General features: G+C 68.2%; 22 protein-coding genes and 1 pseudogene. 8 read left to right on the top strand and 15 right to left on the bottom strand.

Features of this window, described 5'->3' with window-relative positions:
* Positions 1 to 10: 10 nt before the first annotated feature.
* Positions 11 to 1,483, top strand: coding sequence for a PspC domain-containing protein (locus DTA22_RS33360; RefSeq protein WP_037244812.1), 1,473 nt, complete (start codon positions 11 to 13; stop codon positions 1,481 to 1,483).
* Positions 1,476 to 1,703 carry a hypothetical protein gene (locus DTA22_RS33355; protein ID WP_037244810.1) on the top strand — a complete coding sequence of 76 codons (228 nt, stop codon included), beginning with the start codon at positions 1,476 to 1,478 and terminating at the stop codon, positions 1,701 to 1,703. Before DTA22_RS33360 ends, DTA22_RS33355 begins: the two co-directional genes overlap by 8 nt.
* 60 nt (positions 1,704 to 1,763) lie before the next feature.
* Here DTA22_RS33355 and guaA read toward each other — a convergent pair whose 3' ends face one another.
* The 4 genes from guaA to guaB form a co-directional block, all read right to left on the bottom strand.
* Entirely contained in the window at positions 1,764 to 3,335 is a 1,572-nt protein-coding gene (gene guaA / locus DTA22_RS33350; protein WP_037244808.1) for a glutamine-hydrolyzing GMP synthase, read from the bottom strand.
* A 64-nt stretch (positions 3,336 to 3,399) separates the two neighbouring features.
* Positions 3,400 to 5,142 (bottom strand): GMC family oxidoreductase N-terminal domain-containing protein, encoded by a 1,743-nt coding sequence (locus tag DTA22_RS33345; RefSeq protein ID WP_112302243.1) that lies wholly within the window; start codon positions 5,140 to 5,142, stop codon positions 3,400 to 3,402.
* 209 nt (positions 5,143 to 5,351) lie between these two features.
* On the bottom strand, positions 5,352 to 6,491 hold the full coding sequence (locus DTA22_RS33340; protein WP_112302242.1) for a GuaB3 family IMP dehydrogenase-related protein: 1,140 nt from the start codon (positions 6,489 to 6,491) through the stop codon (positions 5,352 to 5,354).
* 33 nt (positions 6,492 to 6,524) lie between these two features.
* Positions 6,525 to 8,048, bottom strand: coding sequence for an IMP dehydrogenase (guaB, locus tag DTA22_RS33335; RefSeq protein ID WP_037244801.1), 1,524 nt, complete (start codon positions 8,046 to 8,048; stop codon positions 6,525 to 6,527).
* Positions 8,049 to 8,291: 243 nt separating this feature from the next.
* Between guaB and DTA22_RS33330 the strand changes: the two genes are divergently transcribed.
* Positions 8,292 to 8,696, top strand: a complete 405-nt coding sequence (locus tag DTA22_RS33330) for a DUF5319 domain-containing protein (RefSeq protein ID WP_005239778.1) — start codon at positions 8,292 to 8,294, stop codon at positions 8,694 to 8,696.
* An 85-nt stretch (positions 8,697 to 8,781) separates the two neighbouring features.
* Here the strand turns inward: DTA22_RS33330 and DTA22_RS33325 are convergent, their stop codons facing one another.
* The 5 genes and pseudogenes from DTA22_RS33325 to DTA22_RS36920 all read right to left on the bottom strand — a co-directional run.
* Positions 8,782 to 9,801, bottom strand: coding sequence for an anti-sigma-D factor RsdA (locus tag DTA22_RS33325; protein ID WP_112302241.1), 1,020 nt, complete (start codon positions 9,799 to 9,801; stop codon positions 8,782 to 8,784).
* A complete protein-coding gene (locus DTA22_RS33320) occupies positions 9,785 to 10,363 on the bottom strand; it encodes a sigma-70 family RNA polymerase sigma factor (protein ID WP_005239770.1) in 579 nt (192 codons plus the stop codon). Before DTA22_RS33320 ends, DTA22_RS33325 begins: the two co-directional genes overlap by 17 nt.
* 160 nt (positions 10,364 to 10,523) lie before the next feature.
* The gene (locus DTA22_RS33315) at positions 10,524 to 11,354 is read right to left on the bottom strand and encodes a hypothetical protein (RefSeq protein ID WP_112302240.1); all 831 of its coding nucleotides are present in this window, start codon (positions 11,352 to 11,354) and stop codon (positions 10,524 to 10,526) included.
* Between the two features lie 34 nt (positions 11,355 to 11,388).
* Entirely contained in the window at positions 11,389 to 11,958 is a 570-nt protein-coding gene (locus DTA22_RS36925; RefSeq protein ID WP_235214737.1) for a transcriptional regulator, read from the bottom strand.
* Positions 11,959 to 12,156: 198 nt separating this feature from the next.
* Positions 12,157 to 12,405: pseudogene (locus DTA22_RS36920) on the bottom strand (MerR family transcriptional regulator); the annotation flags it as partial.
* 248 nt (positions 12,406 to 12,653) lie between these two features.
* Here DTA22_RS36920 and DTA22_RS33305 point away from each other — a divergent pair.
* From DTA22_RS33305 to DTA22_RS33295, 3 genes are all read left to right on the top strand, one after another.
* The gene (locus tag DTA22_RS33305; protein WP_005239766.1) at positions 12,654 to 12,947 is read left to right on the top strand and encodes a WhiB family transcriptional regulator; all 294 of its coding nucleotides are present in this window, start codon (positions 12,654 to 12,656) and stop codon (positions 12,945 to 12,947) included.
* A 172-nt stretch (positions 12,948 to 13,119) separates the two neighbouring features.
* Positions 13,120 to 13,746, top strand: a complete 627-nt coding sequence (locus DTA22_RS33300; RefSeq protein ID WP_112302239.1) for a sigma-70 family RNA polymerase sigma factor — start codon at positions 13,120 to 13,122, stop codon at positions 13,744 to 13,746.
* A 1-nt stretch (position 13,747) separates the two neighbouring features.
* Positions 13,748 to 14,467, top strand: a complete 720-nt coding sequence (locus DTA22_RS33295; RefSeq protein WP_112302238.1) for an anti-sigma factor — start codon at positions 13,748 to 13,750, stop codon at positions 14,465 to 14,467.
* Between the two features lie 97 nt (positions 14,468 to 14,564).
* On the opposite strand, the gene groL is transcribed toward DTA22_RS33295, so the two are convergent.
* Positions 14,565 to 16,178: a chaperonin GroEL gene (groL, locus tag DTA22_RS33290; protein WP_112302237.1), complete on the bottom strand. Its 1,614-nt coding sequence runs from the start codon at positions 16,176 to 16,178 to the stop codon at positions 14,565 to 14,567.
* A gap of 92 nt (positions 16,179 to 16,270) precedes the next feature.
* Positions 16,271 to 16,570 carry a co-chaperone GroES gene (groES, locus tag DTA22_RS33285; RefSeq protein ID WP_003940763.1) on the bottom strand — a complete coding sequence of 100 codons (300 nt, stop codon included), beginning with the start codon at positions 16,568 to 16,570 and terminating at the stop codon, positions 16,271 to 16,273.
* A gap of 230 nt (positions 16,571 to 16,800) precedes the next feature.
* Here groES and DTA22_RS33280 point away from each other — a divergent pair, with 230 nt between their 5' ends.
* On the top strand, positions 16,801 to 18,519 hold the full coding sequence (locus DTA22_RS33280; RefSeq protein ID WP_112302236.1) for a TIGR03767 family metallophosphoesterase: 1,719 nt from the start codon (positions 16,801 to 16,803) through the stop codon (positions 18,517 to 18,519).
* Here DTA22_RS33280 and DTA22_RS33275 read toward each other — a convergent pair.
* On the bottom strand, positions 18,516 to 19,052 hold the full coding sequence (locus tag DTA22_RS33275) for a potassium channel family protein (RefSeq protein WP_037244780.1): 537 nt from the start codon (positions 19,050 to 19,052) through the stop codon (positions 18,516 to 18,518). The genes DTA22_RS33280 and DTA22_RS33275 overlap by 4 nt on opposite strands.
* A gap of 205 nt (positions 19,053 to 19,257) precedes the next feature.
* On the opposite strand from DTA22_RS33275, the gene DTA22_RS33270 reads away from it, so the two are divergent.
* Positions 19,258 to 20,880, top strand: coding sequence for an Hsp70 family protein (locus DTA22_RS33270; RefSeq protein WP_112302235.1), 1,623 nt, complete (start codon positions 19,258 to 19,260; stop codon positions 20,878 to 20,880).
* Here the strand turns inward: DTA22_RS33270 and tsaD are convergent.
* Genes tsaD through tsaB form a run of 3 tightly spaced genes read right to left on the bottom strand, consistent with a single transcriptional unit; the run spans position 20,873 to position 23,042 of the window.
* Positions 20,873 to 21,910 carry a tRNA (adenosine(37)-N6)-threonylcarbamoyltransferase complex transferase subunit TsaD gene (tsaD, locus tag DTA22_RS33265; RefSeq protein ID WP_112302234.1) on the bottom strand — a complete coding sequence of 346 codons (1,038 nt, stop codon included), beginning with the start codon at positions 21,908 to 21,910 and terminating at the stop codon, positions 20,873 to 20,875. The genes DTA22_RS33270 and tsaD overlap by 8 nt on opposite strands.
* Positions 21,907 to 22,386 (bottom strand): ribosomal protein S18-alanine N-acetyltransferase, encoded by a 480-nt coding sequence (gene rimI, locus DTA22_RS33260; RefSeq protein WP_037244769.1) that lies wholly within the window; start codon positions 22,384 to 22,386, stop codon positions 21,907 to 21,909. The genes tsaD and rimI overlap by 4 nt, the downstream gene beginning before the upstream one ends.
* Positions 22,383 to 23,042: a tRNA (adenosine(37)-N6)-threonylcarbamoyltransferase complex dimerization subunit type 1 TsaB gene (gene tsaB, locus DTA22_RS33255; RefSeq protein WP_037244766.1), complete on the bottom strand. Its 660-nt coding sequence runs from the start codon at positions 23,040 to 23,042 to the stop codon at positions 22,383 to 22,385. Before tsaB ends, rimI begins: the two co-directional genes overlap by 4 nt.
* Between the last annotated feature and the right edge of the window lie 31 nt (positions 23,043 to 23,073).

The raw sequence follows: 23,073 nt of genomic DNA, 5'->3' as shown, positions 1-23,073 counted from the left end.
GTAGTTCCCGATGTACGCGCGCCGCGCCGACCGGAACGATGGTCGTATGAGCAATGGGAGCTTCCAAGAGCAGATACAGGATCTGTGGCGGACCCGGCCGGTGCGGTTGCCGGGCCGTGGTCACGTCGCCGGTGTCTGTGCGGGAATCGGCTACCGCTACGGCGTCGATCCCGTACTGATACGAGTCGCCTTCGTCGTGTCCACCATTTTCGGTGGCGCCGGTGTGCTCCTCTACCTGGCGTGCTGGCTCGCCCTCACGAAGTCGGGCGACCCCGCCTCCCCCGCGGAGTCGCTGGTGGGACGCGGTCACAGCTCCGACTCGGGCACCAAGACCATCGTCCTTCTCGTCGCACTGGCCATCGCGCTGAGCACCGTCGGCCCCTTCGGTGTGGGCCTCGGCGGCTCCGGGCTGATAAGCATGGCGCTGATGCTCGGCGGGCTGTGGCTGCTGTACCAGCGGCAGCCGATACCTCCACCGTTGCCCGCCGGAGCCGTTGCCCCGGGTGTCGGGACCGGCTATCCCGGGACGAGTTTCTCGCCGGGTCAGTTCGGCGCCAACCCGTTCGGCCCGGGCACGTACGGTCCGAGCGCCTACGGTCCGGGTGCGTACGGTCCGTACACGAAGCTCCCCGACTCCTACATCCCGAGCACGCCCCCCACCTCGGACGAGAAGCCGGCCGACGCGCCCACCGAGGCACTGAAGCCCGAAACTGCTGCCGCCCAATCCGATCCGGTGTCGTTCGAGAAGGCCCCGACGCCCGGTCCGCAGGTCGACGCACCCTCGGCCCCGTTCGCGCCGCTCGAACCGCGACCGCCGGCGTGGGACCCGCTCGGTGTCGCCCCGTTCGCGTGGGACCTGCCCGAACCGGCCAGGACCACCTCTCCCGCAGTGCAACCGGAGCGGACCCACTCCCGTCTGACCACCATGGTGATCGGGTTGGCGATCCTCGCGGCCGCGGCAGCGACGGCGTTGTCGGTCGCCACCGGATCCGACTGGTTGAACCCCGGTCGCATCGGCGCCGTCGCGCTGGCCGTCATCGGAGTGGGGTTGCTGATCGGCGGATTCCTGCGCAAGGGCTACGGTCTACTCGTCGTCGCCGGCCCGCTGGCCGGTTTCGTGATCCTCGCTTCGCTCGTCGGTTCACTCGACCTGAACAGCGAGAACATGGGCGATCGGACCTGGAACCCGGCGACAGCGGCCGCCATCGAGCCCGCGTACTCCGGTGGATTCGGCAGCTTCACGCTCGACCTCCGGAACGTCACTCTCACCGAGGACAAGACGGTCGACGTCAGCGGGCAGTTCGGTGAGGTCGTAGTGCTCCTGCCGCCCGGCATGAATGTCGAGAACCACTGCACCGCCCAGTTCGGCGACGCGCAGTGCCTCCGGGACGGTCTCGACGGTGGCGTCGACGGCACGGACGGTCCCGTTCTGACCCTCAATGCCGATGTTCGATTCGGAAGTGTGGAGGTGCGCCGTGGATGACATCGATGACGCTCAGGACAGCGAGCAGACCCGGACGCGGAAACGCCCGTCGCTTCTCCTGCTCCTCGCAGGATTGGCAGCGCTCCTGGTGAGCGGCTGGGCGCTCGCGGGGCCGTTCTCGCTGGAACCGCTCGCGAACGTCGAGTTCCGCTGGCTGTTCGTGCTGGTCGCGGTGCTGGTCGGCGTGGTGCTCGTGTTCGCACCGAACCGGCGGAAGTAGAGGCGCAAGCGCACGTGCGCGGTGAGCGAGTCCGAGGACTCGCTCACCGCGCACAGTGCGTCACTCCCACTCGATGGTGCCCGGCGGCTTGCTCGTGATGTCCAGCACGACACGGTTGACGTCGTGCACCTCGTTGGTGATCCGGGTGGAGATCCGCTCGAGAACGTCGTAGGGCAGTCGCGTCCAGTCCGCGGTCATCGCGTCCTCGCTGGACACCGGGCGGAGCACGATCGGGTGGCCGTAAGTGCGTCCGTCACCCTGCACGCCGACGCTGCGGACGTCGGCGAGCAGCACCACGGGGCACTGCCAGATCTGACCGTCGAGCCCGGCGGCCGTCAGCTCTTCGCGCGCAATGGAATCCGCGTGACGCAGGATGTCGAGCCGGTCCTGCGTGACCTCGCCGATGATGCGGATGCCCAGCCCGGGACCGGGGAACGGTTGGCGTCCCACGATTTCCTCGGGCAGACCCAGCTCGCGCCCCACCGCCCGGACCTCGTCCTTGAACAGCAGGCGGAGCGGTTCCACGAGCGTGAACTGCAGGTCTTCCGGCAGCCCGCCGACATTGTGGTGGCTCTTGATGTTGGCCGTCCCGGTGCCGCCGCCGGATTCCACGACGTCCGGGTACAGCGTGCCCTGCACGAGGAATTCGACCGTGTCGCCGTGCGCGGCGTTCTCGCCCAGCACATCACTCACCGCGCCCTCGAAGCTGCGGATGAACTCGCGGCCGATGATCTTGCGCTTGGTCTCCGGGTCGGAGACACCGGCCAGCTCACCGATGAAGGTGTCGGCGGCGTCGACCGTGATCAACTTGGCGCCGGTGGCGGCAACGAAATCCTGTTCGACCTGGGCCCGCTCGCCCGCACGCATCAATCCGTGGTCGACGAACACACACGTCAGGTTGTCGCCGATGGCACGCTGCACGAGCGCCGCCGCGACAGCGGAGTCGACACCGCCCGACAGTCCGCAGATCGCCCTGCCGTCGCCGACCTGCTCGCGAACCTGCTCGACGAGGGCGTCGGCGATGTTCGCGGCCGTCCATGCGGGAGGAATGCCGGCGATCTCGTGGAGGAACCGGCTGAGCACCTGCTGGCCGTGCGGCGAGTGCAGCACCTCCGGGTGGTACTGCACACCGGCGAGCTTGCGGGCCCGGTCCTCGAACGCGGCGACGGGTGCGCCCTCGCTCGTGGCCGTCACCTCGAAGCCGGCCGGGGCCTCGGTGACCGCGTCGCCGTGGCTCATCCAGACGGGCTGGCTGGACGGCAGCCCCTCGTGCAGCAGACCGCCCTGCACCTTCAGGTCGGTGCGGCCGTACTCACGGGTGCCGGTGTGTGCCACCGTGCCGCCGAGTGCGCCGGCCATGGCCTGGAATCCGTAGCAGATGCCGAACACCGGAATGTCCAGATCGAACAGTGCCGGATCGAGCTGGGGCGCCCCGTCGGCGTAGACGCTCGACGGCCCACCCGACAGCACCACGGCGAGGGGATTCTTGGCCGCGATCTCCTCGACGGTCGCGGTGTGCGGGACCACCTCGGAGTAGACCTTGGCCTCACGCACCCGCCGGGCGATCAGCTGCGCGTACTGCGCGCCGAAGTCGACGACGAGGACCGGTCTCTGTTGCTCGATATCTGCCACCGGGTCAGTCTAATCGGCGCAGCTCTGTGGTCTGCGCGACCCCACGACCCGGCCCTCTCGGGCGCTATGCAACGCCGTGCTTCTGCGGGTCGGGCACCGCAGAGCTGTTGCGGATCTCGACGATCGGCAGCACGAGCGCGGCGGGCGCTCCTTCCGGGACGACCGGTGCGATCGGCGCGACCGGGTTCAGGCGTTGGTATCCCTCCCCCTGCGCCGGACGCAGGTCCTCTTCGCCCTTGTTGGGCCACAGCGAGGCCGCACGCTCGGCCTGCGCCGAGATCGTCAGTGACGGGTTGACGCCCAGGTTCGCGGACACGGCCGAACCGTCGACCACGCTCAGCGTCGGGTAACCCCACACGCGGTGGTACGGGTCGATGACGCCCTTCGACGGTTCCGACGCGATCGTGCAGCCGCCGAGGAAATGTGCGGTGAGCGGGATGTTGAACACGTCACCCCAGGTGCCGCCCGCGCGACCGTCGATCTTCTCCGCGATCCGGCGGGTCGCCTCGTTGCCCGCCGGGATCCAGCTGGGGTTCGGCTGACCGTGGCCCTGCTTGCTGGTGACCTTGCGCCGACCGAACAGGCCCTTCTTCGTGTATGTGGTGATGGAGTTATCGAGGTTCTGCATCACCAGCGCGATGATGGTGCGCTCGCTCCACTTGTACGGGGTGAGGACCTTCAGCGCCGTCGGATCCTTCGCGAGCTCCTTGAGGAACGTCATCCACCGCCGCCCGCCGCCGTCGGTCAGCAACGTCTGCAGCAGGGCCATCGAGTTCGACCCCTTGCCGTAGCGCACCGGCTCGACGTGCGTGTCGGACGTCGGGTGGAAGGACGACGTGATGGCGACGCCCTTCGTGAGCTCGAGCGCGGGGTCCACCTTGTTCTTGGCGGCACCGAGAATCGACTCCGAATTGGTGCGGGTGAGCACACCCAGGCGGTCGGAGATCTTGGGCAGCGCGCCCGTCTCCTTCTGGTCGAACAACAGATGCTGAGTGCCCCACGTGCCGGCGGCCAGGACGACGTTCGCGGCCGTGTACGTCGTGCGGTTCCGGTTCCTCCGCGGCCCGCTGCGCCGGGTGAAGACGTCCCAGGTGCCGTCGGACGCCTCGCGCAGACCGGTGACCGTCGTCATCGGGATGATCTCGGCGCCGGCCTTCTCCGCGAGACCCAGGTAGTTCTTGAGCAGGGTGTTCTTGGCGCCGTGCCGGCATCCGGTCATGCATTCGCCGCATTCGATGCACCCGGTGCGGTCGGGGCCGACGCCGCCGAAGTACGGGTCCGGCACGGTCTTGCCCGCCTCACCGAAGAAGACCCCGACCGGGGTCTGGATGAACGTGTCGCCCACCCCCATGTCCTCCGCGACCGACTTGATGATTTCGTCGGCGGGGGTCATGTGCGGGTTCTGGACCACGCCCAGCATCTTGCGGGCCTGCTCGTAGTACGGCGTGAGCTCGTCGTGCCAGTCGGTGATGTGCGACCACTGCTTGTCCTGGAAGAAGGAGGCGGGCGGCTTGTAGAGCGTGTTCGCGTAGTTGAGCGAACCGCCACCGACCCCGGCGCCGGCGAGGATGAGGCAGTCGCGCAGCAGGTGGACGCGCTGGATGCCGAAGAAACCGAGAGCGGGCGCCCACAGGAACTTCTTGAGATCCCAGCTGGTCTTCGCGAAGTCCGCGTCGGCGTAGCGACGGCCCGCCTCGAGGATGCCGACCTTGTAGCCCTTCTCGACCAATCGGAGTGCGGTGACACTGCCACCGAATCCGGAACCGACGATGAGGACGTCGTACTCCGTTGCGCGCTGCTTGCTCATCACTCGACCTCCAACGAAACCTGAGTTATTACTCGCCAGTATGCACCCCTCGGCTGTGACAGCTGCCACAAGGGTCACCTAACTGTAACGAGAGGTATCAGGAACGGTCGCGATACCCGCAAACGCACGTCGCCCAATGCCTCACCAGTGCAGTTGAACTGCACCGATGTGACATCGGGCGACAAGAGAAGCGGTGGCGGACGGACGCCTCAGGCGCGGACCGTCAGGCCCACCTTCTGGAATTCCTTCAGATCCGAGTACCCCGACTTCGCCATCGAGCGGCGCAGCCCGCCGACGAAGTTCAGCGAACCGAACGGGTCGTCGGACGGCCCCGTGAGGACCCGGTCGAGCGACGGCCGGTCACCGAACGAGACCGGCAGCATCGTGCCGCGCGGAACCGAGGGGTGCGCGGCGGCCGACGGCCAGTACCAGCCGCCGCCGGGAGCCTCCGCGGCGACGGCCAGCGGTGCGCCCAGGACTGCGGCGTCCGCGCCACAGGCGATCGCCTTCGCGAGGTCGCCCGAGGACGTGATGTCGCCGTCCGCGATGACGTGGACGTAGCGGCCGCCCGTCTCGTCGAGGTAGTCGCGGCGAGCAGCAGCGGCATCCGCGATGGCCGTGGCCATCGGAAGACCGATGCCCAGCACCTCACCGGTGGTCGTGGCACCCTCGGTGGAGCCGTAACCCACGATCACACCGGCCGCGCCCGTGCGCATCAGGTGCAGTGCGGTGCGGTGATCGCTCACCCCACCGGCCACGACGGGGACGTCCAGCTCGGAGATGAACGTCTTGAGGTTCAGCGGCTCGCTGTCGCCGTGGGCGACGTGCTCGGCGGAGATGATCGTGCCGTGCACGACCAGCAGGTCGATGCCCGCCTCGAGCAGCTGCGGGGTGAGCGCCCGGGCGTTCTGCGGGCTGACCCGCACCGCGGTCGTGACACCCGCGTCGCGGACCTGAGCCACGGCAGCAGCGAGAAGTCCCGGCTGCAACGGTGCCGCGTGCAGCTCCTGCAGCTTCTTGATCGGCGCCTCGACGTCGACATCCGACTCCGCCAGCGCGACGAGTTCGGCGAGCTTCGCCTCGACGTCCGCGTGCCGGCCCCACAGACCCTCACCGTTGATGACCCCGAGGCCACCACGCCTGCCGAGTTCGATCGCGAACGACGGCGACACCAGCGCGTCGGTCGGGTGCGCCAGCACAGGAATGTCGAACCGGTATGCGTCGAGCTGCCAGGACGTCGACACCTCCTTGGAGGAGCGGGTCCGGCGGGAGGGGACGATGTCGATGTCGTCCAGCTCATAGGTTCGTCGGGCTGTTCGGCCCATGCCGATCTCAACGAGGTCGCGCACGCGCGCCCCTTTCTCGTGAATCGTGACTGGTTGCTAGCGAGCGGTGTAGTTGGGAGCTTCGACCGTCATCGTGATGTCGTGCGGGTGGCTCTCCTTCAGACCCGCGGCGGTGATCTGCACGAACTGCGCGTTCTGCAGTTCCTCGATCGACGACGCTCCCGTGTAGCCCATGGCAGCCCGCAGACCGCCCGTGAGCTGATGGGTGACCTGGGACAGCGGTCCGCGGAACGCGACCCGGCCCTCGATGCCCTCCGGAACCAGCTTGTCCTCGGACAGCACGTCGTCCTGGAAGTAGCGGTCCTTGGAATACGACTTCGCGGCGCCACGGCTCTGCATCGCGCCGAGGGAACCCATGCCGCGGTAGCTCTTGTACTGCTTGCCGTTCACGAGGATCAGCTCACCCGGCGACTCGGCGGTGCCTGCGAGCAGCGAACCCAGCATGGCCGTCGACGCGCCTGCCGCCAGGGCCTTCGCGATGTCGCCGGAGAACTGCAGTCCACCGTCGGCGATCACCGGCACACCGTGCGGTTTGGCCGCGGCGACCGCTTCGAGGATCGCGGTGATCTGCGGGGCGCCGACACCGGCGATGACGCGGGTGGTGCAGATGGAGCCGGGGCCGACCCCGACCTTGACCGCGTCCACCCCGGCCTCGATAAGAGCGGCGGCACCGCCGCGGGTGGCGACGTTGCCGCCGATGATCTGCACGCGCTCGTCGACCTCGGCCTTGAGCTTCGAGATCATGTCCAGCACGCCGGCCGAGTGGCCGTGGGCGCTGTCGACGACGAGCACGTCCACTCCGGCGTCGGTGAGAGCCATAGCGCGGCTCCACGCCTCGTCGCCCACACCCACCGCTGCGCCGACGAGGAGCCGGCCGTCACGGTCCTTGGTGGCGTCCGGGTGCTGCTCGGTCTTCACGAAGTCCTTGACCGTGATGAGGCCGGTGAGCTTGCCCTGACCGTCCACGATCGGCAGCTTCTCGATCTTGTGGCGGCGGAGCAGGCCCAGCGCCACCTCCGCGGTGACACCCTCCTGCGCGGTGATCAGCGGCGCCTTCGTCATGACCTCGGACACGGCGCGGTTCTGGTCGACCTCGAAGCGCATGTCGCGGTTGGTGATGATGCCGACGAGCTGCCCGGCCTCGTCGGTGACCGGAAGTCCGGAGATACGGAAGCGGGCGCACTTGGCGTCGACCTCGGCGAGGGTGTCCGACGGCTTGCAGGTGACCGGGTCGGTGACCATTCCCGCCTCGGACCGCTTGACCGTCTCCACCTGCCCGGCCTGCGCCTCGACCGACAGGTTGCGGTGCAGGACGCCCATCCCACCGGCGCGGGCCATGGCGATCGCCATCCGCGCTTCGGTGACGGTGTCCATCGCGGAGCTGACGAGCGGCACTCGCAGCCGGATGTCCCTGGTCAGCTGGCTGGATGTGTCGACCTGGCCGGGGATGACATTCGACGCCGCCGGCAAGAGCAGGACGTCGTCGTACGTGAGACCCAGCATCGCGACCTTGTTCGGGTCGTCACCGCCGGTGTGTACATGCCCTGCTGAACTTGTCATGCGGTTCGGGCCCTCCATGGAACATAGGTGCGGCGCCGGTGGCGCCGTCTGCGGACATTCAGATCTTCGATCTGGTGGAAACTTTCGGGAACACGGATACAGGAAAAAGGCCGGAGCGACGATCGATATTCCCAGCTCCACACACCATGATATCGGCTCGACGCGATCACCACGGAGCCCACCCACGCTGGGCGTACGCCGAACGGCTGGCGCAGACCGGGCTGACCTGCGTACCGTGGTGCTGTGCGCGATCAACTGCCTCCAGGTCTGCCCCCGGACCCCTTCGCCGGCGACCCCGCCGACCCGTCCGCAGCTCTCGATGCGATCGAACCGGGCCAGCCACTCGACCCCCACGAGCGACTCGCCGTGGAGGAAGATCTGGCCGACCTCGCCGTGTACGAGGCGCTGCTGGCGCATCGCGGGATCCGCGGTCTCGTCGTCTGCTGCGAAGACTGCCAGCAAGATCACTACCACGATTGGGACATGCTCCGTGCCAACCTCCTCCAGCTTCTGGTCGACGGCACCGTGCGCCCGCACGAGCCCGCCTACGACCCGACACCCGAGGCGTACGTCACCTGGGACTACTGCCGCGGCTACGCGGACGCCTCGATGAACGACGCTCTGCACGGAGACGGTTTCGACGCCTGATCCGGCACAACCCGATACAGACCACTGTGGCCCGACACGCGAAGTGTCGGGCCACAGTGGTCTGTGCGGGAGGGCCGCCGAACCGCTAGCTGGTGGGCGGCAGCACCGGGACCGGCGTCGTGGTGGTGGGTAGCGGCACCGTCGAAGGCTCCTGCGGCGGCTGCTGGGTGGACGGCTCCGTCGCCGGAATGTCCGAGGGCAGCGTCGGAACCAACATGATCGTGGGATCCGGGCTCGTGGACGGCAACGTCTCGGGCGGCGGCGGCGGCAGCGTGGGCAGCTGTGGCAGCGGTATGGGCGGCAGTCCCGGAATCTGCAGATCCGTCGGCAGGGTTCCCGGCAACTGTCCGACTCCCGGCAGCGTCGTCGAACCGGGTGTCCCCGGCACGGTGGCCGGCAACTCGGTGGCCTGCGTCGGCGCGTCCGTCGTGGTGGTACCGGGCGTCGTCGTCGCAGGCGGCGTGGTGGGAGCGATCTTCTCGACCTCCGCGGCGAGCTTCGCACGCCACACGTCGAGTTCGGTGCGCAGGTCGGAGTCACGTACCCCGCCGGCACGGTCGGCGGCGCCCTCGAGCAGGTTCTTCGCCGCCACCGCGTCGCCCGCGGCGATCAGCCGCTCGGCCTCCTGCAGCTGCGACGTGGTGTCGATCTGCGCGACGGTCGAATCGGCCTGCTGGCTGAACACGACCGACTTGACGCTCCACAGCGGATCGCCGGGTGCGGCGTTGTACGAGAAGATGGTGGCGCCACCCATGACGACCGCGATCGCGGCGGCAGCGCCCGCGATCGGTCGCAACAAGCGGAGCTTGCCGCGGGCGGCGCTGCGTGCGGAACGGGCGTCCGAGGCGTCGATCGCCGCGATCACGTCGTCCAGCAGCGGCCCGGTCGGCATCGGCGTCGCCACGATGTCGGCGCGCCAATTGGTCAGCAGAAGCGCGAGCTCGTACTGCTCCGGCGAATCCGTCGCGACGGGACCGCCACCGGCGATCGCGTCGATCAAAGCGTCGTCGCGGCGCACTGCCGCGACGTCCACCGGTGCGTCGTCTCCTGGGAGATCGGCATCGGGATTGCCGTTGCGCTTGATGCCCCTAGCCAAACCTCTCACCTGCCCTCGTCACTTCTTTTTTCAGTTTCGCTATGGCTCGGTGTTGAGCCACGCGGACAGCTCCCGCGGTACTACCCACGGCCGCGGCCGTCTCCTCGGCTGACATACCGACCACGAGGCGGAGGATCAAGATCTCCCGGTGCTTCTCCGGCAGCGTGCTCAGCAGTTCGTTCATCTGCCTGCTCGCTTCCGAGTCCAGCGCCCTCTGTTCGGGTCCGTCATCGTTGGCTACGACATCCGGTACTTCGGCGACGGGCTCCGACTTGTTACGGGCGGAGTTCCGATGCGCGTCGGCGACCTTGTGTGCGGCGATCCCGTAGACGAATGCCATGAACGGCCGGCCCTGATCCTCGTAACGAGGCAAGGCCGTCATCACGGCGAGGCACACTTCTTGTGCCACGTCGTCCGCGGAGAGTTGTCCCCTCTCCGCAGCACCGACCCTGGCTCTGCAGTAACGCACAACCAAGGGCCGAATGTTTTCCAGGACCAGAGCTAAAGCGGCCCGGTCACCCTGCGTTGCAGCGGCGACTGCGGAGTCCAACTCCTCGCTCGTATTAGTCATCGTTGCTGAATATCCTGGCGTTACAGTGGCACCTCCCCCGATGGGTGTGCTCCCGCTCTCAGCGGAACACTCCAAGAGTAACGGTGCGGACCGAACGGTATTCGCCCGGATTCGCAGCGATTCGCGCGCAACCCGGCCGTCCGGGGCCCGACCAGCGGAGTCAGATTCGGAAGCGCCCACCTCGCGCCCTGATGACGGCTTCGCACTCCTCACGCACGGCCTCCGCACGTGAGTCGGATGTCACACCACCCAGCAACATCGCAGCGGCCCACTTCAGAGGTATCAGGCCGTACCCATCGCACCGGTCGAGCACATCCGCGGCAAGGCGTGCCGCCGGACCGGAATCGGGCTCCCCCGTCATCGACGCACTCCTCAGCAGATCCGACTTGACGTGGTGCCGCGCAGATCCGGCGGCCTCCGAAATTTCCGCTGCGGTCTCGGCGTGGCGGCGCGCCGAGACGAAGTTTCCGCCCGCGAGAAGCAACTCCGCGCTCACCCAGTGCCTGCGGACGTGCTGTCGCCACAGCTCGTCGGGAGCACGCTCGTCCAGATACTCGGAGCATCTGTCGAGCAGCCGCCTGCCCAGTGCCAGCCGGCCGCACCCCAGGGCGTCGGCCGCCAGCCCCGTCAGCGCGTCGCACCGCGCCTCGTCGACGAGGACGCCGTCGTCGCCGAGGCCCGTCCCGACCACGGCGAGAGCCCGGCCGTCGAACCCGGACGCCACACCGTGCCAGCCGAGCTGCCTCAGCAACGACGCCTGCGTGCTCCAGGCGAGCGAGGCGACCGCGGGTTCCGCCACTCCGCCGCGTGTCAGTGCGTCCAGTTCTGCGCGGGATCGGCTGTAGTGCCCCCTGGCGCCCCACGCCACCGCGCGCATCCAGCGTTCGACGGGAACGTCGGACGCCGGTAGCGGGCACGCGCCCGGGTCGGCGCCGAAAGCCGCGCGGATCAACGAATTCGTGGCGTCGGAGCGGAGAGTGGAGTCGGGCACGCCGAGATCATCGCATCGCGCGGACGCTCCGAAGTCAGGTGACCGCGGTGACGGTGCCCACGGCCTCGTCCAGCGTGCCCAGCACTGCTATCGACCGGGGAAGCGACTGCGTCCGGCATCCGGGGCCGCCCGCGAGCATCGTCAGCCCTGTCCGCCTGCGGCGGATCGCACGCAGGAGAGACGGCAGTTCGCATCCGCCGGCGGGCAACCACAGAACGATCACGTCCGGCTCGGCGTTGGTCACGGACGCGAGCAACGCCGACCGGCACAGTGGCAGAGCCATCCGCGTGTCCACCGAGGCCGTGGCGAGTGCGGCGCCCAGGGCCCGGAATTCGAGGCCGTACGGGTCGGCGGGAACGGTGTCCAGCGGGTCCGCGGGCACGTGCACGAGCAGGACACGGCCGCCGCCGCCGATCGGCGCATCCAGCGTCATCGTGGACAGAATCCCTGCGACGCATTCGGCGAAGACGCGGACACTCGCAGCGGCGGCGTCCGAATTCCTCCCCTCGTCCGCCCACTCGAGCACCGGAACGACCAGGGTCGTCCACATGGAGCTGAATCCCCGCTCCGCGACGGCTCGCACGACGATCCGCCGGATGGTCACGACGTCTCGCGCCAGCAATGCACCCGATAAATTCCGGATCGAGGCCTCGGCGCCGCCGAGGCCGGAAAAGGAGGACAAAAGGTTCGACGGGTCTGTTTTCGTCCCGTTCACCGAGTTGTCATCCAGATTTTTCAGACCCGGTCGGTGGTCGCTTTCTGACGAATATGTAGCCATTGCGTTAATCGCATATCTCGCGGCCTCCGCGGAGTTTGCACCGCCGTCCAGAGCGTGTTGCATACATTCGAGCCGGGCGACGTCGCGCGGGGTGTACCGCCGGTGACTTCCCTGCGCGTGAAGGGAGGGTCCGATGCCGTATCTGCGGTCCCAGGTGCGGAGCGTCGACGGAGCTACCCCGAGCTTTCTGGCCAGGGCAGATACCGAGATCGTGGGTCCCTCGTCCGGGTATCCGGAAGGGGGTGGGGTTTCAGGCTCCGCGGGCTGGGGCACCCGGACATCGTCACCCGTGACCGAGGGTCTTTCAACCCGAAACGGAATCACGGAACCGCGGGAAAGTAAATATTTTCCAGGTTAACTTTCAGTTCGTGGGATATGTAAATCGCCACTGTGAACAACTATTGACGCGATTTCACAACCGACTCTACGGTTAGCGACGTGAATGATTCAGTGGCTTGAACGTACCTACGAGCCCACGGTCCGCTCGTCGCCCGAGGCGAGCTTGCAGCTAAGGAGTCCACATGCCTGCACCCAACCACCTGCCCGGCCCGAACGCCGATATCTGGGATTGGCAGATGCACGGACTGTGCCGCGGGGTCGACTCCTCGATGTTCTTCCATCCGGACGGAGAGCGCGGCCGGGCGCGCGCGCAGCGGGAGACCCGCGCCAAGGAAATGTGCAGACGCTGCCCGGTCCTCGCCCAGTGCCGCAATCACGCCCTGAGCGTGTCCGAGCCGTACGGAATCTGGGGCGGAATGTCCGAGACCGAACGCGAGATGCACGCCCGGCACAGACGCGGCCGGATAGCCGTCTGACCGCTCGACGACACTCACCGGGGAACCCTCGTCGCCGTACGGGGGTTCCTCGCGTCACATCGATCCCCTCGACACCCATCCACCGCGACGCGGTCTCCGAATGCCTACCGGCTGGAGGAGATGAGTGGATGTGCACGCTACCGTGGTTCTCGATGAAGCGAGACGAGCGCCGGTGACGACCCCCGAAGGCAACACTCCGGCAGACGACGTGTGCTCGGCGGACGCAGCCGGGGCACACAGGGCCCGAACCACCGAATCCGCTGAACTCCACGACACCATGGCCCGCGTCGCGAACGGAGACGCCGACGCGTTTGCCGAACTCTACGACCGGACGAGCGCCCGAGTGCACGGCATGGTCCTGCGCGTCCTGCGCGACCCCGGGTACGCGGAGGAGACGACGCAGGAAGTCTTCCTCCAGGCGTGGCGCACCGCGTCGAACTTCGATCCGGCGCGCGGCTCCGTACTGTCCTGGCTGATGACGCTCGCGCACCGCCGGGCGGTCGACCGCGTGCGATCGGAACAGGCAGGCACCGACCGCGAGGCGCTCTACGAGACCACCAACATCGCAGGGCCGTTCGACCACGTCACCGAGGAGGTGACCCGCCGGCTCGAGCATCAATCGGTGCTCGCCTGCCTCGACTCGCTCACCGACACCCAACGTGAGTCCGTCGCGATGGCGTACTACGACGGCCGCACCTACCGAGAGGTCGCCTCCCAGCTGGGGGTCGCCCTGTCCACGGTGAAGACGCGCATCCGCGACGGACTGACGCGTCTTCGCGGGTGCCTGGGAGGTCTGTGACATGAACGACGAACTCGTGGGCATGGCCTACCCGTACGCACTCGATGCGCTCGACGACAGCGAACGTCGCGAACTCGACACCGATCTCGCCACCACCGACGAGGACACCCGCTCCACGTTCACCGACGAGGTCCGGCGCATCCGTGAAGCGTTCGCGGTGGTGAGTGCGGTGGGAGCCGTCGAACCCCCGCCCCGGGTGCGGACGCGAGTCCTCGACGAGGTCAGGCAATCCGCGTCCGGGCCGACGTCGCTCACCGAACGCCGGTCCCGCCGGCGCCGCTGGAAGGTCGCCGTCGCCGCCGCCGCGGCCGTCGGGGTGCTCGCCGGCGGGACGGTGATCGTCCGGCAGCTCACGGAAGGTCCGTCGCCGACCGTGGCGGAGCAGGTTCTCGACGCCTCCGACGTGCACTCGTCGACGAGTGCGATCGCGGCAGGCGGGTCCGCGACCGCCAACTACTCGAAGTCGCAGGACGCCGTGGTGTTCGTGCTGGACGGTGTCGCCCCGCCCAGCGCCGACACCGTGTACCAGCTGTGGCTGATGCCGGCATCCGGGGACGCGCCCGTGCCCGCCGGAACCATCTCTCCCGCAGACGTGCAGCCGACCACGACGATCGTCCTCGACGACGTGGGGTCGATGTCCATGCTGGCCGTCACGGTCGAACCGCCCGGAGGATCACCCCAGCCGACGTCGGAACCTTTTGCGGTGCTGCAACTGAGCTGATCCCGCGCTGCCCGACAGAAGAAACCCCCGCGCGGTGATCCGCACGGGGGTTTCCTCGCTCGAACGATCGGAGCCCGATCGGTCGCGACGGCGGAGCCTAGTGGCTGTGCCCGTGACCGGTCTGCTGCTCGACCTCTTCCGCAGGCTTCTCGACCACGGCGCTCTCGGTGGTGAGGATCATCCGCGCGACCGAGGCCGCGTTGACGACTGCGGAGCGGGTGACCTTCACGGGGTCGACGACACCGTCGGCGAGCAGGTCGCCGTAGGTCAGGGTCGCGGCGTTGAAACCGTGGCCCTTGGGCTGCTCGGCAACCTTGCTGGTGACGACGGAACCGTCGAGACCGGCATTGCTGGCGATCCAGAACAGCGGCGCCTGCAGTGCTTCGCGCACGACCTTGACGCCCGTGGCCTCGTCACCGGTCAGACCGAGGTTGTCGGCCAGCTCGGTGCTCGCCTGGACGAGGGCGGAACCGCCACCGGGGACGATGCCCTCGGCGACAGCGGCCTTCGCGGCGTTGACGGCATCCTCGACGCGGAACTTGCGCTCCTTGAGGTCCGTCTCCGTGGCCGCGCCGACCTTGATGACGGCGACGCCACCGGCCAGCTTCGCCAGACGCTCTTCGAGCTTCTCACGATCCCAGTCGGAGTCGGTGTTCTCGATCTCGCGGCGCAGCTGCGCGACGCGACCCTTGATGTCGTCGTCGGTTCCGGCGCCGTCGACGATCGTGGTCTCGTCCTTGCTGACCACGACGCGGCGTGCGCTGCCGAGCAGGTCCAGTCCGGCGTCCTTCAGCGTGAGGCCGACGTCGGAGTTGATGACCGTGCCACCGGTGACGACGGCGAGGTCGTCGAGGAACGCCTTCCGGCGGTCACCGAAGAACGGCGCCTTGACGGCGACGGCCTTGATGGTCTTCCGGATGGAGTTGACCACGAGCGTCGAGAGAACCTCGCCCTCGACGTCCTCCGCGATGATGAGGAGGGGCTTGCCGCTCTCGGCAACCTTCTCCAGCAGCGGCAGGAAGTCGGGCAGGGACGTGATCTTCTCGCGGTACAGCAGCACGAGCGCGTCCTCGTACACGGCCTTCTGTGCGTCGAGGTCCGTGACGAAGTACGGCGACAGGTAGCCCTTGTCGAACTGGACGCCCTCGGTGATCACGAGCTCGGTCGCCAGTGTCGAGGATTCCTCCACCGTGACGACGCCGTCGGTGCCGACGCGGGTGAGCGCCTCGCCGACCATTTCGCCGATTTCCTCGTCGCGCGAGGACACGGTCGCGACCTGGGCGATGGACTTCTTGCCCTCGACCGGGGTGGCCGCTGCGAGCAGCGCCTCGACGACCTTGTCGGCCGCGGCGTTGATGCCGATGCCGAGTGCCATCGGGTTCGCACCCGCGGCGATGTTCTTCAGACCGCCCCGCACGATGGCCTGAGCCAGCACGGTCGCGGTGGTGGTGCCGTCGCCTGCGACGTCGTTGGTCTTGGTGGCGACGCTCTTGACGAGCTGCGCGCCGAGGTTCTCGAACGGGTCCTCGAGGTCGATCTCCCGGGCGATGCTGACGCCGTCGTTGGTGACGGTCGGGCCGCCGAAGGCCTTCGCCAGGACTACGTGGCGGCCACGCGGACCCAAGGTCACCTTGACCGCGTCGGCAAGCTTGTCGACTCCACGCTCGAGAGACCGGCGTGCGATCTCGTTGAACTCAATCTGCTTGGACATGTGTTCTGTCTTCTCCTGGATCTCAGGGTTACGCGCGTGAACGCACTCCGCCCCGGGATCCTGTGGGGACTCCGGGGCGGATCACGTATGGCTTACTTGGAGACGACAGCCAGCACGTCGCGTGCCGACAGGATCAGGTACTCCTGGCCGGCGTACTTGATCTCGGTTCCGCCGTACTTGGAGTAGATGACCGTGTCACCCTCCTTGACGTCGACCGGGATGCGGTTGCCCTGCTCGTTGACGCGGCCTTCGCCGACTGCGACGACGGTGCCCTCCTGGGGCTTCTCCTTGGCCGTGTCGGGAATGACCAGGCCGGAGGCAGTCGTCGTCTCAGCCTCGTTGGCCTGGACGAGGATCTTGTCCTCGAGCGGCTTGATGTTGACGCTCGCCACGATGAGCCCTCCACTTTGGGGTATGCGGATCCGGAGACTTCTCCGGACTCCTGTTTGAGTGTTTCGTTTACGGCACTTCACACAGCCCCGTCGTCGCGGGTGCCGGAGCTCGATCGGCGCCACTTGGCACTCTATACGTGAGAGTGCCAACGCTCAAGGAGAAGGGGGTGGTAAACCGCGCCGGGCCGAATGTCGGCCTGTCTCACGGGTCGTCACCTAAGGTTCCTCTGGTGTCTGACATCAATCGGCGTAAATTCCTGACATTTGCCGGACTCGGGGCGATCGGGGCAGTGGGATTCGGAGCACGCCCGTGGGGGTTGCAGTACGCGGGCGCGGCGCCGCTTCCCACATCCGGGGCAGGTACCACCCTCGAAGCGGTGGCCGTCCCTCTCGGCAACTCCGGCTACCGCAGGCTCGGCGCAGGACCGGGGTGGCCGACGATCGTGCGCACCGAACTCGCCGAAGCTCGCAGCGGGCGCGAGGACCGGCGCACCGCCGTCGCCTCCCTCGTCCAGCTCACGGACGTCCACCTGGTCGACGCCCAGTCCCCGATGCGTTTCGAATACGTGCACCCCTTCACCGGTTCCGCGTTCCGCCCGCACGAGACACTCACCGCACAAGGTCTCGTCGCCCTGGTCGCACGCGTCAACGCGCTCGCGTCCGGCCCGCACACCCAGCGCCCGTTCGATGCGGTCGTGAGCACCGGCGACAACACCGACAACAAGGAATTCGCCGAACTCGGCTGGTTCCTCACCGCACTCAACGGCGGCACCATCGTCCCCAACACGGGCGCACCCGACCGCTACGAAGGCGTGCAGAACTCGGGTGCCGATCTGTACTGGAACCCGGAGTCCTCCATTCAGGACATGTACAAGAAGGCCGGGTTCCCCGAGATACCCGGCCTGCTCGGGGCGGCGATCAGTCCCGTCACGAGCCCCGGACTGCGCACCCCCTGGTACTGCGTCTTCGGCAATCACGACGACTCCGTGCAAGGCACCGTCCCGAGCGGCATCCCACCGCTCGAAGCCATGTACACCGGTTCGCTGAAGTTCGAGGTCCCCGGGTCGCCGGAGCAGGCGAAGGCCGTCGACATCGCCACCAGGTTCGACCCCGGCGCCATTCCCGCCGCCCTGTCCGCGTTCACGATCCCACCGCGGGTCGTCACACCCGACCCCGCACGCGCCCCGTTCACTCCCCGCCAGTTCATCGCCGCACACCTGGACCCCGCCAACACCGGTCCCGGACCGGTCGGCCACGGTTTCGCACCGGACGCCGGTGAGACCGGGATCGGCTACTACTCGTTCGAGATCGCACCCGGCGTGGTCGGCATCAGCATGGATTCCACCAACCGGGCGGGGTTCGTCGACGGCTCGCTCGGCGCGGCGCAGTTCCGGTGGATCGAGGACACCCTGGCGGCCGGCAGCAGCCGGTACTTCGACACGGCGGGCAACCCGGTGACGCAGGCACGCAGCGACACCTGGTTCGTCCTGTTCAGTCACCACACCAGCGGCAGCATGGACAACGTCGTTCCCGACCCGGCCGCCCCGGCGGAGCCCCGGATCCGGGGCTCGCGACTGGTGGATCTGCTGCACCGATTCCCGAACGTCCTCGCCTGGGTCAACGGACACACTCATGAGAACCGGATCACCCCGTGGCCCGGATCGACTCCGGAACAGTCGTTCTGGGAGATCAACACGGCCTCGCACATCGACTTCCCCCAGCACGGGCGGATCATCGAGGTGGTCGACAACGTCGACGGAACCGTGTCGCTGCTCACGACGCTGTTCGAGGCCGACAGCCCTTACGCCGTCGAGCACACGGATCTCTCACCGCTCGGCTTGGCGTCGCTGTACCGGGAGTTGTCGTTCAACGACATTCACGCCGACCCCGATCTGCTCGGCGGGACGCCCGACCGGAACGTCGAACTGGTGCTGGCGTCGGGTCGTTAGACCCGGCGCCTGCGGGCCCAGCCGACCGCCGCGACGACCGCGCGGATGCCGACGCCGAGCAGGATCAGGTTTCCGATGATCTGCACACTCACGACGGCGCGCGACGGATCGGTCGTCGCGGCGATGTCGCCGAACCCGACGGTCGAGAAGACGGTGAGCGAGAAGTACAGCGCACCCATGCGCGTGAGGGGTTCGGTGAAGTAACCCGGATCACTTTCGGACATCAGGCAATACCCTGCCGCGAATCCGAGGAGGTAGATCGGCAGGATCAGGGCCAGAGCTTCGATCGCCTGGAGCGCCGGTATGTCGGACTGGACGATCCGCCGGATCTGCCAGACCGCGACCAGCACGACGACGAGCAAACCGCCGGCCAGGAAGAACACGCCCGACACGTCCCCGAACGAGGTCCACGGCAGGGCGAAGTAGACCACGACGCACAGGACGACGGTGACCAGCGGGCGCAGAAAGGCACGCAGCAGAAGCCGTCGGCGCTCACGTCTCGTGAGGTCGCGAAAATCGCTGGCGCGTCGCATGAGATTCCTTTGGACAACTGTGCAGGTGAGACCGGATATCGAGGGCCATCCTCGTCTTCTGCGGCCGAAAGTCGGGAGCGAAATCCGTTTGTTTTCTGTAACGTTCAGATAACAGTCGCCGATTCAACGGGCAGGGAATCCCCGCTGAGCAGGGCGTTCCGACAGAGATGGCAGGTCACGCGTCGAAAACGTGAGGGGGTGTGTGATGGGGATGTCCTTGGGGATGTCCACCGGCGCGGCCGGTGTGGGTTCCGCCCTCGTCACCACGGCCTCCAACGGTTCGCAGAACGTCGAGTTTCGGTACCTGTCCGCCGATCAGGCGCACACCGACCTCGGTGACCTGGTCCGCTCGTCGATATCCCTGATGACCACCCAGGTCCCTGCCGACCCCACCACTCCCGACGCCTTCGCCGTCGCGTACCGCACGGCGGAACAGGCGCATTCGATCCGCAGCGCCGTCAGCAGGCAGCGGCACCGCGTGCATCTCGTGCCCGAGACCGCCGCCACTCTCACCTACCTGCGTCACACCGGTGAGGTCGCTCAGCATGGCACGGTCGCCATCGTCGACTTCGGCGAGTCCGGACTGTCCGTCGCCGTGGTCGATCAGGTGGACGGCACCGTCCTGCACGCCGACCGCACGAGCCACGTGAGCGGCACCGGAATCGACGATCTCGTCTTCCATCACGTCGTCGCCGGCCTCTCCACCCCGCATCCCCTGCGGCACCTGGACCGCGACCTGCTCTCGGCGCGGTGCCGCGTCGCCAAGGAGCAGTTGTCCTCGGAGCCGAACGCGCACGTCGACATCGACCTGCCGGGCATCCGCCCGATCGGGATCAGCCGCACCAGGTTCGACGAGATCGTCGCACCGACCGTCCGGGTCGCGGTGGAGTTCATCCGTGCCACCGTCGCCGACTCCCCGCGGCAACCGGACGCCCTGGCCCTCGTCGGTGGTGGCGCGAACATTCCCGCGATCACCGCCGCTGTCGCCGACGCGTTCACCGCACGGGTCGTCGTGATGCCCGAACCCGACACCGCGACCGCGAAAGGTGCGGCGTTGCTCGCCGTCTCCTCCGCCATCCGCGACTACCCGGCCACCGAGTCGAACCGCCCCGGTTCGGCCGCCAAGGTGTCGGGGGCACTCGTCGGCGCCCTCGTGGTCGGAGGGCTCGTACTCGGCTACGGCGTCAAGGAACTCGCGCCCGCGCCCGATCCCAACGTCTCCCCCGCGGGGACGGACATGTTCCAGACCACCGAGCAGGTCACGACCACGACGACGGACGACCCTCCCGCCACGCGGATTCCGTCGTACGATCCGACGCCGACGTCGGAGTACTACCCGAATCAGGTTGTCCCGCCCACGTCCGAACCGCAGACGGACCGGACGCCCGAGCAGGCGCCCGATGCGACGAGCGAGCCCACGACGCCGCGCACCACCACCCCGGTACCGACACCCTCGGCTCCCCCGCGTCCGACACTGCCCGGAACGAACCCGTCACAGCCGTCGTGGCCGCACATCGAGTGGCCCGCGATTCCGCCGCTGTGGCCGCAGGTTCCGGGGGAATCCACGCCGAACGAACCGAGTCCGGTTGCACCCGCACCCGACGTTCCCGAGGTGGCACCGCCGGCCGCGGAGACGCCGCCCGCGCCCGCGGAACCTACTGCGCCCGCTGCGCCTACTGCACCCGCGACGCCCGAAGGGCTCTTCCCGATGATCCCGGCGCCGGGCACAGTCGCTCCGAGTCCCGATGCGGCGCAACCGAGTGGTGCTCAGCCCGGTGCGGCGCTCACTCCCCCGGCCACGCAGACCGTCACGATTCCGGTCAGCTGAACACCTGGCTGGTCGCCACCGACAGTCCGGGGTCGCTGGCCACGGTCAGCAGGGACGGCGCGGCGCCGCCGGCGATCAGATGCGCGCCGAGCGAGGCGATCATCACGCCGTTGTCGGTGCACAAGCGCGGTTTCGGTACCCGCAGGGTCAGTCCGGCGTCGGCGCAGCGTTCCTCGGCGAGTGCGCGGATGCGTGAGTTGGCCGTGGCGCCGCCCCCGAGAACCAGTGTGTCCACGCCGACGTCGCGGGCTGCGCGCACCGCTTTCATCGTCAGCACGTCCGCCACGGCTTCCTGGAAGCTCGCGGCGATATCCGGCACCGAGCAGGCCTCCCCGGCCCGCTCCTTGGATTCCACGTACCGTGCGACAGCCGTCTTCAGCCCGGAGAACGAGAAGTCGTGCCGGGCATCCCGGGGACCGGTCATTCCGCGCGGGAAGGGAATGGCGTTGCGGTCGCCGTCCTGCGCCGCGGCGTCGAGGGCCGGGCCCCCGGGGAATCCGAGGCCGAGGAGGCGGGCCACCTTGTCGAAGGCTTCGCCGGCCGCGTCGTCCACGGTGGTGCCGAGTTCGACAATGGGTTTCGCAAGGTCCTCGACATGCAGGAGATGGGTGTGCCCACCGGACACGAGCAGCGCCACGCACGGCGGCATCGGTCCGTGTTCGAGGGTGTCCACCGACACGTGACCGCCGAGGTGGTTCACCGCGTAGAACGGGACGTCCCACGCCGCCGCATACGCTTTCGCCGCCGCGACACCGACGAGCAGGGCGCCGGCCAGACCGGGTCCGATGGTGACGGCGAGAGCGTCCGGCTTGGCGATCCCGGCGGCGGCGAGGGCCCGCCGCATCGTCGGGACGATCGCCTCGAGGTGCGCGCGGGACGCGACCTCCGGCACCACCCCGCCGTACCGTGCATGCTCCTCGACGCTGGATGCGACCTCGTCCGCGAGGAGTTCGCAGGTTCCGTCGCCGTTCCACCGGACGATGCCGACTCCGGTCTCGTCACAAGAGCTTTCGATCCCCATGACGATCATTGCACCGGCTCCTCACCCGATCCGGGGCGACGCATCGTGAAGGCGTCCGCACCGCTCGGTTGGTAGTACTTCTTACGTGTTCCCACGATCTCGAATCCTTCACGTCGGTAGAGGGCGATCGCCGCGTCGTTGTCGGTTCGCACTTCGAGAAACACCGGGCCACCCCGGGTGTCGGCCACGCGGAGGAGCTCGTCGAGGAGGGCTCCGCCGATCCCCCGGCGCTGACACGCCGGATCCGTTCCGATCGTGTGTATCTCGGATTCGGGATGTGAGCCGTTGCCCAGCAGGGCGATTCCGGCGTACCCGACGACGTGGCCGGTGTCGTCCCGCGCCACGGTGTAGTGCACGTGCGGGGCGGCGAGTTCCGCCCTGAATGCGCCTGCGCTCCAGGGTCCGTCACCGGCGAACAGGAGTGTCTCGAGCTCCGCGCACCGTTCGGCGTCGGCGACCGCCATCGGTTCGATGCGGAATGTCATTTCTTCCGGTCCGCCAGTTCGACCGCGTCCGGGCGCCGTAGATAGAGCGGCACGAGCGCCGCCGGGGCGGCACCACTGAACAGGGCGTCCGCGGCCACCGCGACCAGCCCTGCGGGCGACGGTGTTTCCACGGGCTCGACCGGCAGATCGAAGAAGTCGACGTGGGACGGCGATCCCGCCACCACCTCGGACGGCATCGGCTCGAGTTCGCGCGGCTTCACCACCGCGGGACCTTCGACCCGCACCCCAGCCGAGTAGCGCGCCCAGTACACCTCACGCCGGCGTGCATCCGTGACGACCAGCAGATTCCGGTCACCGTCCACCTGCGCGGCGATGGCGTCGAGGCTGCACACGCCGTGGGCCGGAATACCGAGGGCGTCGGCGAACGCGGCGGCGGTGGCCATCCCCACGCGCAGTCCGGTGAACGGCCCGGGTCCGGCGCCGACCACCACCGCGTCGAGGTCGGCGGCGACGTGACCCGACTCGGTGAGGCACTCGAGGATGTGCGGGGTGAGCACTTCCGCGTGGGCGCGCGGGTTGACCGTCACGCGCACCGCGAGGGTGTCCACCGCCTCCACCGATGCGGAATCGGCCGAAACCCGGACGACTCCGGCGGTCACGGCAGGCGTGGACGTGTCGATGGCGAGAACAAGCACGGTAACTGAGGGTACTCGCACGTCAGAACCG

The organism is Rhodococcus wratislaviensis (assembly GCF_900455735.1).
In the GTDB taxonomy this organism is placed as follows: Bacteria; Actinomycetota; Actinomycetes; order Mycobacteriales; family Mycobacteriaceae; genus Rhodococcus_F; species Rhodococcus_F wratislaviensis.
The sequence above is the reverse complement of the archived record's forward strand: the minus strand, read 5'-3'. Positions and strand labels throughout refer to the sequence as shown.

Excerpts from the sequence above, each read along its gene's own strand:
- DTA22_RS33360 (WP_037244812.1), top strand. The coding sequence starts at position 11 with ATGTACGCGCGCCGCGCCGACCGGAACGATGGTCGTATGAGCAATGGG.
- DTA22_RS33345 (WP_112302243.1), bottom strand. The coding sequence starts at position 5,142 with ATGAGCAAGCAGCGCGCAACGGAGTACGACGTCCTCATCGTCGGTTCC.
- guaB (WP_037244801.1), bottom strand. The coding sequence starts at position 8,048 with ATGACAAGTTCAGCAGGGCATGTACACACCGGCGGTGACGACCCGAAC.
- DTA22_RS33320 (WP_005239770.1), bottom strand. The coding sequence starts at position 10,363 with ATGACTAATACGAGCGAGGAGTTGGACTCCGCAGTCGCCGCTGCAACG.
- DTA22_RS33305 (WP_005239766.1), top strand. The coding sequence starts at position 12,654 with ATGCCTGCACCCAACCACCTGCCCGGCCCGAACGCCGATATCTGGGAT.
- DTA22_RS33295 (WP_112302238.1), top strand. The coding sequence starts at position 13,748 with ATGAACGACGAACTCGTGGGCATGGCCTACCCGTACGCACTCGATGCG.
- groL (WP_112302237.1), bottom strand. The coding sequence starts at position 16,178 with ATGTCCAAGCAGATTGAGTTCAACGAGATCGCACGCCGGTCTCTCGAG.
- DTA22_RS33275 (WP_037244780.1), bottom strand. The coding sequence starts at position 19,052 with ATGCGACGCGCCAGCGATTTTCGCGACCTCACGAGACGTGAGCGCCGA.
- DTA22_RS33270 (WP_112302235.1), top strand. The coding sequence starts at position 19,258 with ATGGGGATGTCCTTGGGGATGTCCACCGGCGCGGCCGGTGTGGGTTCC.
- tsaD (WP_112302234.1), bottom strand. The coding sequence starts at position 21,910 with ATGATCGTCATGGGGATCGAAAGCTCTTGTGACGAGACCGGAGTCGGC.
- rimI (WP_037244769.1), bottom strand. The coding sequence starts at position 22,386 with ATGACATTCCGCATCGAACCGATGGCGGTCGCCGACGCCGAACGGTGC.